Raw genomic sequence first — 13,310 nt, 5'->3', positions numbered from 1 at the left:
TTGTTGATTTTAGTGATACAAAGTTACCACTATGGAAAACCAAAAACATTGATGTTTGTTAAGATCCATCCATAAGATTCTATAAGGTGTGGTAAAAGAAACTCTGGACAACAATATAATTAATCAACAAAATATAATGTTTTTAAAAAAATAATTTCATCTTTTTTAAAACATTTAAAATTAATTCATACTAATCAATTTTAATCATTTAAATTATTCATTATCAGTAATTTAACAACAAAATACATGGAATTTATTTGTACATTTGTCATGTAATTAAAAATTCAAATAATGAAAAAGTACATTGTAATGGTATGCCTTTCTTTAGCAGGTATATTTAAAGCTCAAACAGCAAAAGAATTAGTAGGAAAATGGCAACTTGTAGAAACTGTAATTAATAACCAGCCGCAAGATATAAAATCCGTTTTTGGCAGTGACCAGATATTTCAGACGTTCAGTCAAGATTTTGGTTTTGAATCTACAGTTGGAAAAAGTACCAACAAAGGTAAATGGGAACTAACGAAGGACAATAATGAACAGATTCTTAACATAACCGTTGGAAAAAATACAACTCGTTTAAAAGTGGATTATTTTGATCAGAATAAAAGAACCATTTCATTTGTTAACAATGGAAACAACATGTCACTGACATATAAGAAAATCTAAGAGAATTAATAACGAAAAAACCAGCCTTTGGCTGGTTTTTTTTATTTCTTAAGATTCTGATCAAAATAATCCGTGATTTTCTGCATCAGGTGAACTCTGTCTTTCCCGATCACATTATGCGGATGTCCCGGATAAGTAAAGTAGTCCAGCTGAACTCCGTTATCAACAGCAGATTTGATGAATTTAATAGAATGCTGCCATACGACTACGTCATCCTGTGCACCGTGAATCATCAGTAATTTTCCTTTCAGGTTCTGAACTTTATCCAATAGATTTGCAGCCGCATAACCTTGTGGATTTTCCTGCGGAGTATCCATATATCTTTCTCCGTACATGATCTCGTACATGCTCCAGTCGATTACAGGTCCTCCTGCTACACCCACTTTGAATACATCCGGCTTACGAAGCATAAAACTTGTTGTCATAAATCCTCCGAAGCTCCATCCGTGAATTCCCATTTTGTTTCCGTCTACATATGGAAGAGACTTTAAGTACTCTACACCTTTCATCTGATCGTTCATTTCTGTCGTTCCCAGATTTCTGAATACCGCCTGCTCAAACTTCATTCCACGGTTAGAAGAACCTCTTCCGTCCATTGTAAAGATAATGTATCCGTTCTGAGCCATATATTCATACCAAAGGTTTCCTGAGGCCGGGAAGCTGTTGGTAATCAGCTGTAAGTGCGGTCCGTTGTACAGATAAACAATAGTCGGATATTTTTTGTTCGGATCAAAGTTGGTTGGAAGGATGATCTTTCCATACAAAGGAGTTCCGTCATCTGCCTTTAACTCTACATTTTTAATTTCCGGTCTCTGATAATTCTTTAATGGATTCTCAGAAGTAAGGATATTGGTCGTTTTTAAATTCGCTGTATTGATAATGTTGGCAACTCTCGGTGAATTCGCATTACTGTAAGCGTCATACAGATAATTCCCATCGCTGCTTAACGTCCCTATGTGCATCCCTTCTCCACTGTCCAGCCTTTGCATCTTAAAGTTGGTCCAGTTAATTTTATACAAATGTCTTTCTAAAGGAGTTTCTTTTGTTGAGGCGAAATAAATTTCCTTTTTCTTTTCATTAAATCCTAAAATATCTGTTACCAGCCAATCCCCTTTTGTAATTTGAGCTACCAGTCCTTTTTCAAGGCTGTAGTGGAACAGGTGGTTGTATCCAGTTCTCTGGCTCTGCCAGATAAAGTCCGTATTAGAATTCGGGAAGAAAGTAAGCGGGTGCTGCGGCTCCACATATTTGCTGTCTGTTTCTTCAAATAATGTTTTTACCAATTCTCCTGTAACAGCATCATACTGATTCATTTTCATATGATTCTGGCCTCTGTTTAGAACCCCTACAAAGATATATTTTGAATCCGGGCTCCATGTAACCGCTGTCAGATACTGGTCTTTTTCGCCCTCCACTTTTAAGAAAGTGGTAGATTGGGTTTTAAGGTTGAAAACGCCTAATGTCACCTGATGAGAAGTCTGACCTGCCATCGGATATTTGATATTGTGGTTTACAGCAGGTGTTACAGACCAATCGATGATCGGGTAATCTGCCACCATGCTCTGATCCATTTTATAGAAAGCTACACTCTCAGAATTCGGAGCAGGAAAAATTCCGGTATCAATTCCGAATTCATTTCTGTGAACAGCCTGTCCGCTGATAATATTCTCATTGGTCTCGTTGGTTACAGCAATGGTTTTCCCGTTTCTGTTGACAAATAAATTATTCTTTGCTGTGAAAGCAAAAGTCTGACCATCATTAAACATTTTTACGTTGGCAGCATTCTGATCAATTGCAGCTGTACTTTTTACTTTCCAGTCGTTTCCTGATTTTTCAATCCACGACATTTTACCTTCTGTAGTAAAGTATCCTTTAGAATTCCCTATAAATTTGATTGCGGGAACAGCTTTAAGCTTATCAGCGGAAAGGTTTCTGTTCAGCTGACTCAAGGAGATCAGGGTATCCTGTTTGTTGGTCTTCAAATCTGTGATCAGATAACCGCCTTTCACCGCCTGGATATAAGATTTTCCGTCAGCAGCCCATGAAAACTGAGAGATATTTTTCACAGCAAGGTTGGTTCTCATCCCATTTACAGCCTCCGCCATGGTAAACTTCTGGGTCTGGGCAAATGCCGAACTGCCTAAAACCAGCATCAATAAAGAAAATTTATGTAATTTCATTGTATAAAATTGAATCCTCCAAAAATAAGAAATAAAAATCATTCGTTAAGAAATGTTAAATTAAAACATTCATAAAATGGAATTCATGCATTCAAAGGAAATATTCCTTAACTTAAGAGTAGAATTTTTTAAAGGAGATTAGAATAAGTCAATTGTGAACTGTCAATCCGCTGCACTTGTCATTTGGATGCTGGAATCAATTCACCATTCATTTGCGAAGCAAAATTGACGATTGACAAAAAAACTCATTTCTTATCCTATATCAATGACTTGTATAGGTACGCTGTCCTAAATTTGCATTATTAATAACAAACAAAAAATACGAAATACAATGGCAACAAAATGGATTTTAGACCCTACGCATAGTGAAATTACTTTCAAAGTAAAACACATGATGATCTCTAACGTAAAAGGAAGCTTCAGAACTTTCACTGCTGAAATTGAGTCTGAAGATGAGTTTTTCGCAAACGCTAAAACTACTGCTACGATTCAGACGGATTCTGTATTCACCAACAATACAGACAGAGACAATCACTTAAAGTCAGCGGAGTTCTTCAATGCTGAAGTACATCCTACCATCACTTTTGAATCACAGACATTAAACAATACTGTTGTAGGTAATCTTACCATCAACGGAATTACAAAACCTGTAACACTTGATGTAGACTTTGGAGGAATCAATGTAGACCCATGGGGAAATACAAAAGCAGGTTTCTCTTTTGAAGGAAAAATCAGCAGAAAAGATTTTGGATTAAACTGGAATGCCGCTCTTGAAGCAGGAGGTGTAATGGTAAGCGATGATGTAAAAGTAGCTGGTGAATTACAGTTTGTAAAGCAAGCATAGTTAATAACATATATTTTAAAAGGTTCAGGGATTTTTCTAAAAGCCTTGAACCTTTTATTTTTTTATAATCTTCAATATTTATGAACCTCAACGATCTTCAAAACATAAGCGACGGTTTTAAAAGCACACAGAGAATGCCTGTTTTATTTCTTGGACATGGTTCACCAATGAATGCCATTGAAGAGAATCAATTTGTACAGGGTTTCCGCAAAGCAGCCTCAGAAATTCCAAAGCCCAATGCAATTCTTTGTATTTCTGCCCACTGGTATACGGACGGAACTTTTGTAACGGCTATGGATATGCCGAAAACCATTCATGATTTTTACGGTTTTCCAAAAGCCCTTTTTGATGTGCAGTACCCTGCTCCGGGAAATCCCGAACTGGCAAGAGAAACTGCAGAGTTACTTCTTCCTGTAGATGTGGAAGAAGATCATAGCTGGGGACTTGATCATGGGGCATGGTCTGTGATCAAACATATGTATCCTGATGCAGATATTCCGGTGATCCAGCTGAGTATTGATTATACCAAACCTCCTCAGTATCATTATGACCTGGCAAAAAGACTGAACAAACTTCGTGAAAAGGGTATCCTGATTATCGGAAGCGGAAATATTGTTCATAACCTTCGTCTTATCGACTGGAAAAACATCAATACAGTAGGAGCCGGCTGGGACTGGGCAGTGGAAGCCCGTGAAAAAACCAACAACTGGCTTCTGGATGGCAATTTTCAGAATATCATCGATTATCAGAAACAGGGAACTTTCTTACAATATGCTGTTCCAACTCCCGATCATTATCTTCCTTTATTGTATACTTTAGGATTAAAAGATCAGTCTGAACAGCTTAATTTATTCAATGATGAGCTTATCGGCGGATCATTGAGCATGACAAGTGTAAGGATCGGATAAACCTTCTATATAAAAACAAAAAGGAAATACCTCAGCTGAGATATTTCCTTTTTTTATAGGGTTATTATTTTATTGTACAGCTTTTAAAACATTGATATTTCCATAGCCGTAGCTTGAATTAACATTTGGATAGTAGGTTGAAGCCTGTCTCATTTTAGTAAGAACCTGATCTCTCGTCCATGATGGATTTTTAGCCCAAACGAGTGCCGCAATTCCCGCTGTTGCTGCTGTTGCCACAGAAGAACCACCCACATAATCTGCCTGGCCGTTATAATAGCTCAGCACCGGAACGGTATTTCCTGAAGACCTCTCCATCTGGAAGGTAAAGTCAATCTGGCTTCCAGAGTGGCATACATCACACTTCTGATTGGAAGTATTTTCTTTTACTCCTGTTATAGCCTGAGTTTCCGGCATGGATGCAGGGAAAATTACTCCGACAAAACTAGTGAAACTGGTAGAAGTACCTCCGGCACAGAAGATCAGTTTTCCTTTTGAGTAAGCATATTTCACTCCGTCTTCAATTTTTCCAACGGAGAAGATGTGTCCCATCGACATAGAAATGATCTTCACATTGGTATTGTTGCCCAATTCTGTGAAAGCGGTCTTTACAGCAGTCTGTTCGCTGGAAGTTTCCAAAACAACATTTTCTGCAGCTCTGTAAGCGATCAGATTGGCATTATAAGCTACTCCTACAGGTAATCCTGCATTATTTCTCGGAGCGGCCATTACGGAAGCCATTTTTGTTCCGTGTCCGCATTGATCTCCTGATCCGTCAGAATTATATACTCCATATTTACTGATTGTTCTTCCTGAAGAAGCACCATTATTAAAACTTCCTCCCAATAAAGTCTGTTCAGGAGAAACTCCGGTATCAATAAGTCCGATGGTCACACCAGCTCCGGTACTGTAGCTCCAGGCCTCAGGAATGCTGTGTCTGGTGAAAGCCCACGGTATTTTTGCACCTGGCGTTGTTGAAGTATAGTCTGCAGTACTTAATGCAGATGATGAAAATCCACATCCTGACGAACCGCTTCCTGATGATTTTGCAGCTGCATTATATTGAGCTTCAAATTCAAAATAATGATAATCTGCAGGTTCTACATATCGGATGTTTTTCATGTGTCGAAGAGCGGTAATGGTTTCTTCATTTTCAATCACAACATCCATCTGGTTAAGATACGGATCTGAAAGAAGAAGGAAATTTCTCTCCTCTTTCCCTTCATATTTTTTGATCACAGAAAGGATTTCCTTTTCCATGTCGCTGCTGTTTGGAGATTTACTTCTGTCGAAATCGTCCTTAGAAGCTCCGAAACCGATCGAAACCATTTTATTTCCACGGAAGACAGCACTCCATACAAAATGATCGGACTCATTCTTCCAATTGAAAGTTCCGTCCGTTTTTATAGCCTGATTGATCCTTTCGTTGATCTGTTTTGCAGTGAGGGGATCTTTCTGAGCCATTTCAGTTTTTACATTTTCGTTCTGCAGTTCTTCTCTGGAACACGAGTTTAGGGCAAAAAATATTGCCAGTAGGAATACAGTTTTTTTCATATGTTATAATTTTGGTTGGAGCCACAATATAACACTTTAACAGGAATTAAAAACTTTAAAAAAGTAAATTTAGCATTACAGGAATATTAAATTATAGTGCTTTTTCATAACACACACTCTGCTCAACTCCAATGTATTGCCCATAATTAGGTATTCTGTTAAACCCGCTTTTTTCATATACTGAAATTGCATTTTTGAGATCCCGGGAGGTTTCCAGGACTGCTTTTTTAAAATTCAGTTCTGCAGCCCAGTTTTCAAGTTCTTTTACAATGGCAGAGCCTAATCCTTTTTTTCTGAATTCCGGATGGGTAAACATTCTTTTTATTTCTACGGTATCTTCTGAAAATGCTTTGAATGCTCCGCAAGCTGCAGGAATATCATCTATATAAACTACGATACAGTTTTTGATAGTATCTATTGTATTGAACTGAGCAAAGAAGTCATCATTTTCTCCATTATGTTCAGACAAGGTGGCATCGAGGAGTTTTACAAGGTTCTGAAAATCTTTATTAGTAGAATCTGTTCTGAGTATGTGCATTTTTATTTGATTAAAAGATGAATGTGCATAGAATCAAACCTTATAGGTTTTTGAAACCTATAAGGTTTAAACCAGCCATTATTTATTAGAAAACAAAAAAGCTCCCTTCCGGAAGCTTTAGTGTATTTTAGGTTAGTTGACAACAAATTTTCTTTCGTTAATTAACTCAGCAATTGCCAGCATATCTTTACCAATTAGTCTGTCATCTTCCAGCTTGGCAACTTTAGAACGAAGAATCGCAAAGTTTTCTTCAATTACTTTAGAGCATTTCGCAGGTCTCCTGAATTCAAGTCCCTGAGCAGCAAACATCAGCTCAACAGACAGAATATTCACAAGATTTCCCAGAACCTGGTTAAATTTTCTTCCTGAAATACTTCCCATAGAAACATGGTCCTCCTGGCCTAAACTTGTAGGAATAGAGTCTGCTGATGCAGGGAAACATAATGTTTTATTTTCTGTAACCAAGGCAGCTGAAGTATACTGAGGGATCATAAATCCGGAATTTAACCCTGAGCTTTCCGTTAATAATCTTGGAAGTCCATATTTTCCTTCCAATAATAAATAACTTCTTCTGTCTGAAATATTCCCTAATTCTGCTGCGGCCAATGTAGCATAATCTAAAGGCAGCGCCATCAGCTGTCCGTGGAAGTTTCCTCCTGAAATAGATTCTTCGGCACTTAGCACAATCGGGTTATCGGTAACGGAATTCAATTCTGTTTCTGCCATTCCTCTAAGGTGCTCAAAAGCATTTCTGCTGGCTCCGTGAACCTGTGGTACACATCTCATGGAATAAGGATCCTGCACTCTTTCACAGTCTTCGTGAGCTTTCAAGTTTTCTGATCCCTTTAAGAACTTAAGTATTCTTGCCGCTACTTTTTTACTGCCTTCAAACGGTCTGATATCGTGAAGTTCTTTTTTGAAAGGGCTTGCAGAACCTCTGTACGTTTCAATACTCATAGCTGCTGTCATATCCGCCAGATCCAGTAAGTATTCAAATTTTTCAAGTCCTTTGATGGCATGGGCAAGGATAAACTGTGTTCCGTTGATCAGCCCTAATCCTTCTTTCGGACCTAAAGCCAGTGGTTCAAGGTCATGCTTTTTCAACACTTCCATGGTATCGGAAATCTGATCTCCTTCCCAAACCTGTCCTAAGCCAAGTAAAGGCAATACGAGATGCGCTAATGGAGCAAGGTCTCCGGAAGCTCCTACAGATCCCTGTTCAGGAACCACAGGAATGATATCTTTCTCAAGCATCAGAATCATTCTTTCAATAACCTCCAGGGAAACTCCCGAAAATCCTTTAGAAAGAGCATGTACTTTAGCAATCATCATGATCTTGGAAAGTTCTTTATCAATCGGTTTTCCTACACCTACCGCATGAGAAATGATCAGGTTATATTGTAACTGAGCGGTTTCATCCGCTGAAATTTTAGTATCACATAATGGTCCGAATCCTGTATTGATTCCATATACGCATCTGTCTGACTCTACTATTTTCTGTACGTTTTTCTGAGATTTTAAAATTTGTTCTTTTGCAGCTTTGTTCAGCTTCGCTTTATTTGGCTTTTTACAGATTTCCAGAACATCATGGAAAGTAAAAACATCTACCCCGTATATCATTTCTAAAAAATTTCCTTAAAATTACGCATTTAACAATAATTGGAAAAGCTAAATTTCAATCTTCTATATTTTTATAAAACAAGCGAATTAATTTACTACTTTTAGCCCCGAAAATTAAAAACAATAATACATGAGACTGAAAACTCTACTCCTTGCTTTATGTGTAGCAAGCACAGCTGCTTTCGCCCAGAAAGTAAAATACTCCAAAGAAGAAAGAAAAGAAATGAACCGCTATCTGTTTAACGAAGGTTTCAATACCGCAACAGATAAAAAAGTTTCCACCATTATTTTAAAGGATAATACGGAACATCAGGGTTACAGCAAATCCTGGGAAAAACAGAGGGGACAGATTCTTTCCATCACCATTGAGGATGTTGATACCAGAAAGCCTATAAAATTTGAGGCAGCCGATATTGCTGAAATGTATTTATATGCGACAGAGACTGAAAAGTCGATGAAAGCGGCAAAGTTTATTTCAAACATGAGAAATTACAGCACAAAAAAGTACGGCAAATCTGTCACCGACGATGCCATTCCTTACGAAAACCAGATTGTTTCTTTAAAAAACAAGAAAGAGCCCAGAGCTTTTTTAATGCAGGTGATCAATCCTGAATTTAATGAGCTTATTACGGTTTATCATGATCCGTTTGCTTCAGAAACAGTGAGTACCGGGTTTGCTGGTGCGCCTGCATTTGGCGGAGGTGTTATTAAATCCTATTATGTAAAGAAAGGCAATAAAGTAATGTGGCTTCACAAAGATGATTTTGAAGACAACTATGACTTTTTATTTGGTGACAATCCTGAATTCATGAAAAAATATCCAAAAAATTCTGTAGAGTGGAATTATTTAAGCTTTCTCATCTATCAGTATACCGAAATGAACCACGGATAGGATACACTATCAAAATACCGGAACCTGCAGAATTATCTGCAGGTTTTTTCTTTTTTTAAATAGGGAAAGTTTGCTTAATTTTGTTATATGAATCCTTCTTTAGAATTACAGCTCAAAACCTTACCATCCGAACCCGGCGTTTATCGTTATTATGATAAAAACGAACAGCTTTTGTATGTGGGAAAAGCTAAAAATCTGAAAAAGAGGGTACTCTCCTATTTCAATAAAAACCTTTCAGGATACAGGATCAAAATAATGGTCAGCAAAATCCAGCGATTGGAAACGACGATTGTAAACAGCGAGTATGATGCACTTTTATTGGAAAATAATCTGATTAAAGAGTACCAGCCGTTTTATAATGTTATGTTGAAGGATGACAAGACCTATCCATGGATCTGCATCAAAAATGAAGATTTTCCAAGAATTTTTCTGACCAGAAATATGATTAAAGACGGATCCGAATATTATGGTCCGTATGCAAAAGTACGTCCTGCAAAAATATTGCTGGATACTATCAAACACATCTATAAACTTAGAACCTGTAATCTGAATCTTTCCCCATCCAAAATTGCGGAAGGCAAATATAAAGTCTGCCTGGAATACCATATCAAAAACTGTGAAGGGCCCTGTGAAGACCTTGAAAGCAAGGAAGATTATGATGAAAAAATAGATGCCATCCGCGGAATTATTAAAGGGGATTTCCGTAAGGCAAAGGATTATCTGGTGAATCAGATGATGAAGCTGGCTTCCAATCTTAAATTTGAAGAAGCTCAGATCATTAAGGAAAGACTGGATATTCTAGAGGATTATCAGGCTAAAAACACCGTTGTAAATCCGAATATTGATGATGTAGATGTTTTCGGAATGACCAGTGATGAGACCGCTGCTTATGTCAATTTCTTTAAAATCAGAAACGGAAATATCATCCAGAGTTTTACTACCGAGATTAAAAAGATTCTTGAGGAAACGGATGAAGATATTATGGAAGAAGCTTTGATTGAGATCCGTCAGAAGTTTTCTTCCGATTCTAAAGAAGTTCTTCTACCGTTTCATCTTTCTGTAGAAATCCCAAATGTAAAACTGATTGTTCCTAAAGTAGGAGACAAAAAAAGAATTGTGGAGCTTTCTGAAAAGAATGCTAAAGAATACCGTCTGGAAAAGCTGAAACAGGTTCAGATTGTAGATCCTGAAAGACATACCAACAGAATCATGGCAGAAATGCAGAAATTGTTGAGAATGCCTGTTGAACCAAGACATATTGAAGGTTTTGATAACTCAAACATTCAGGGAACCAATCCTGTGTCTGCATGTGTTGTTTTTAAAGATGGAAAACCTAGCAAAGCAGATTACAGAATTTTCCATCCTAAAACGGTAGAAGGACCTAACGATTTTGCCACGATGGAAGAAGTAATCTACCGCCGCTATAAAAGAATGCTTGATGAGGGAGAAAGTCTTCCCCAGCTGATTCTGATAGATGGAGGAAAAGGACAGCTTTCTTCTGCTGTAAAAAGTCTCAGGTTATTGGGACTTTATGGAAAAATTACCATTGTAGGAATCGCCAAGAGACTGGAAGAAATATTCTTCCCGGAAGATCCTATTCCTTTATATCTGGACAAAAAATCTGAAACGTTGAAAATCCTTCAGCGTGTTCGTGATGAAGCCCACCGGTTTGGGGTAAAACATCACAGAACGAGAAGAAAAAATTCTACGATAAAATCTGAACTTGAAGAAATTCCTGGAGTTGGAGAAAAAACAATCGAATTGCTTTTGTCTAAACTGAAGTCTGTAAAACGCATCAAAGAAGCCAATTTTGAAACTCTTGAAGAAATTCTGGGGAAAAGTAAAGCTAAAGTGATTTGGGAATTTTTTAATGCTAACTGATAAATTGATGCAGTACAGCAGATAATTTATCACAGACAAACAGACGTTTTCATACAAAACTCATAACATTTTCTTATTTCCTCAATAAGAGACAAAAACAAACAAAACCCATTACAAAAAGAAAATTCATCAACGAAAAATACAAACAAATAAATATTTTATTAAATATTAGTATTATTTATATTTTTTCCATAAATTAGTATTATCAACTAATGACAATAATACTATGAAAATTCTCCTCTTTTTATAAATCTATTCGCATTTTCATTTGCTACTTGCCACCCCAATTGCTATAGGGTTCTGTCTAAATGCTAAAAGAATGAAAAACACATCAGCATATATATTATAAAAGGCTCTTTTTAAGAGCCTTTTATGTATTTTGTTACTTTCATTTATTTTGCAATAAAAACTTCTTTGGAAAATTTGCCATCGCCTTGGGGAATATCGATCACAATGCTTCCATTTTCAAAATATCCTATTGTAGTAGTTGCGTCAGCTAGTTTAACTATGAAAACAGAATTCTTAGAAGTCGTTTTGAAAACAGCAAATGGTACGGAACTTCCGGATTTTGCCAAAATAAACTGATTAGAATCAATCTGTATTTTCTGAAGATCAAGTTTCCCGTTTGAATAATTATTTGCTTCCGAAGTTGCTGCAGATGCTGACGGCGTTACAGTTTCAGGAGATGTACGCTGAGCATTATTATTAGATGCCGGTAATAGTGCAGAAGGATTGGAAACCGGGACTTTAATCAATGCTTCTCTTAATGCATCCTGTAGCCCCTCTTCAAATTCTTTAATCTTTGAGCTTCCCTTTGACTCAAGAACCAAGTTATTATTACAATCCTTAAATTGTACTATTAATTTATTTTTAAACAGGTTTTTATCATTAATAATATCAGCTGTGACCACATTACAGAAATTATTTTTAGCTTCTGAAGGCCAGTTATCTTTAATTACAGGAAGAATGATATACTTTTTCCCGGTCATAGCTTTGGTGAAAAAGTTTTTTAAACCATAATCTTCGTTAAACGTTTCAAGTTTTTCAGGAACTGCAACATATTTGTAATCTGAAACCTTTTGTGCGAAAGCCATTGTTGAACAAACAGCCAACACCAACATTGATAACTTTTTCATTTTTATAATTTTAATCGTTTCTAAATGCTCCCATATCCAGTTTTAAGGAGAAGAAATTGGAATAGAAATTAGATCCGCCAATCCCTGAATTTGTAATGGCATAATCCAGTGTAAGCCCTCTGTATCTTATCCCGACACCTGCACTTGGCTGGAAAGAAACTTTTCTTTTAAGATCTTCTATATCTGTAATAGACTGGAATCTGTTGATCCCCAATCTCACAAAAATCATTTTCTGGTATCCCAGCTCAGCTCCTGCATATGGACTGATACTGGCAAAGTCTGTAGAAATTAACGATGCTGTCTTCGCAAAATCCACATTTATACCTGCTTCCGGCAATACATATACGCTGCTGTTGATTTCGAATAATTTACTGGCCCCTACATTCAGTTTAGGCATTGTAAGTTCCAGTTTATCTTTGGGAGCAGGGTTAAATTCTTCCCCATTTACAACAGTAGAAAGTTCTTTCTGATTAACCGTCCAGAAGTTGACAGTAGTTGTAATATCTCTTACCATCCCCCCGAACTTCCATCCGTTATCTGCTTTATAAATCGCTCCAACATCGAATCCAAAACCATAACCATTAGCAAATTTACCCACATTTCTATATACAATCTTAGCATTGATCCCGACGTCTAATTTCGGATTTCCTCCTGGTCTGAATGCATAAGAAAGAATAGCAGCATAATCCGATTGAGAGAACTTTGTGATTTTATCATAATCAATATTCCCTTCAGAATCAATCATCTGGGTTGTATTTAAAATATTATCTACTCCCAGCCTTACTACGGAAACCCCAAAAACACCTTCCTCGAGTACTTTTGCATAAGCCAGATAGTCATATTTTGCAATAGATTCAAAGTATTCTGCGTGCATTGCTGCTCCCTGCCAGTCTCTTTCGATAGCCATTAAACCTGCAGGGTTCCACATAGGAGAATATACATCATCCTGGTTGGTAATTACCGCTCCTCCCATTGCAAGTCCTCTTGCTCCGGCTCCGATATTTAAAAATTCATTGGAATATTTTCTAATAATCTGAGATTGAGAAAGCCCAAACAACAGTGAAAATGCAAGTAAAAAATATTTTTTCATCATA

11 protein-coding genes are annotated in these 13,310 nt (G+C 37.0%); 5 read left to right on the top strand and 6 right to left on the bottom strand.

Going from position 1 to position 13,310, the window contains the following annotated elements; genetic code table 11:
• Positions 1-291 precede the first annotated feature (291 nt).
• On the top strand, positions 292-666 hold the full coding sequence (locus tag V0410_RS18970; protein ID WP_330745240.1) for a hypothetical protein: 375 nt from the start codon (positions 292-294) through the stop codon (positions 664-666).
• 41 nt (positions 667-707) lie between these two features.
• Here V0410_RS18970 and V0410_RS18965 read toward each other — a convergent pair whose 3' ends face one another.
• Entirely contained in the window at positions 708-2,846 is a 2,139-nt protein-coding gene (locus tag V0410_RS18965) for a S9 family peptidase (protein WP_330745239.1), read from the bottom strand.
• A 331-nt stretch (positions 2,847-3,177) separates the two neighbouring features.
• Here V0410_RS18965 and V0410_RS18960 point away from each other — a divergent pair, with 331 nt between their 5' ends.
• On the top strand, positions 3,178-3,690 hold the full coding sequence (locus V0410_RS18960) for a YceI family protein (protein WP_330745238.1): 513 nt from the start codon (positions 3,178-3,180) through the stop codon (positions 3,688-3,690).
• 80 nt (positions 3,691-3,770) lie between these two features.
• Positions 3,771-4,598 carry a 4,5-DOPA dioxygenase extradiol gene (gene ygiD / locus V0410_RS18955; RefSeq protein ID WP_330745237.1) on the top strand — a complete coding sequence of 276 codons (828 nt, stop codon included), beginning with the start codon at positions 3,771-3,773 and terminating at the stop codon, positions 4,596-4,598.
• 69 nt (positions 4,599-4,667) lie between these two features.
• Here the strand turns inward: ygiD and V0410_RS18950 are convergent, their stop codons facing one another.
• The 3 genes from V0410_RS18950 to hutH all read right to left on the bottom strand — a co-directional run bounded on the left by V0410_RS18950 (position 4,668) and on the right by hutH (position 8,307).
• Complete coding sequence (locus V0410_RS18950) at positions 4,668-6,149, bottom strand: S8 family peptidase (protein WP_330745236.1); 1,482 nt, start codon at positions 6,147-6,149, stop codon at positions 4,668-4,670.
• A gap of 91 nt (positions 6,150-6,240) precedes the next feature.
• Positions 6,241-6,687: a GNAT family N-acetyltransferase gene (locus V0410_RS18945; protein WP_330745235.1), complete on the bottom strand. Its 447-nt coding sequence runs from the start codon at positions 6,685-6,687 to the stop codon at positions 6,241-6,243.
• A 132-nt stretch (positions 6,688-6,819) separates the two neighbouring features.
• Positions 6,820-8,307 (bottom strand): histidine ammonia-lyase, encoded by a 1,488-nt coding sequence (gene hutH / locus V0410_RS18940; RefSeq protein ID WP_330745234.1) that lies wholly within the window; start codon positions 8,305-8,307, stop codon positions 6,820-6,822.
• Between the two features lie 130 nt (positions 8,308-8,437).
• Here hutH and V0410_RS18935 point away from each other — a divergent pair, with 130 nt between their 5' ends.
• On the top strand, positions 8,438-9,199 hold the full coding sequence (locus V0410_RS18935; RefSeq protein WP_110011807.1) for a hypothetical protein: 762 nt from the start codon (positions 8,438-8,440) through the stop codon (positions 9,197-9,199).
• Between the two features lie 87 nt (positions 9,200-9,286).
• Positions 9,287-11,080 carry an excinuclease ABC subunit UvrC gene (gene uvrC / locus V0410_RS18930; RefSeq protein WP_110011808.1) on the top strand — a complete coding sequence of 598 codons (1,794 nt, stop codon included), beginning with the start codon at positions 9,287-9,289 and terminating at the stop codon, positions 11,078-11,080.
• A 392-nt stretch (positions 11,081-11,472) separates the two neighbouring features.
• Here uvrC and V0410_RS18925 read toward each other — a convergent pair whose 3' ends face one another.
• Positions 11,473-12,216: a hypothetical protein gene (locus V0410_RS18925; RefSeq protein ID WP_330745233.1), complete on the bottom strand. Its 744-nt coding sequence runs from the start codon at positions 12,214-12,216 to the stop codon at positions 11,473-11,475.
• Positions 12,217-12,226: 10 nt separating this feature from the next.
• Complete coding sequence (locus tag V0410_RS18920; RefSeq protein WP_330745232.1) at positions 12,227-13,309, bottom strand: PorV/PorQ family protein; 1,083 nt, start codon at positions 13,307-13,309, stop codon at positions 12,227-12,229.
• Position 13,310 lies beyond the last annotated feature (1 nt).

Origin of the sequence: Chryseobacterium sp. CP-77, assembly GCF_036362765.1 — a bacterium.
Lineage (GTDB): Bacteria > Bacteroidota > Bacteroidia > Flavobacteriales > Weeksellaceae > Chryseobacterium > Chryseobacterium cupriresistens.
This window is presented reverse-complemented; position numbering and strand designations above follow the sequence as displayed.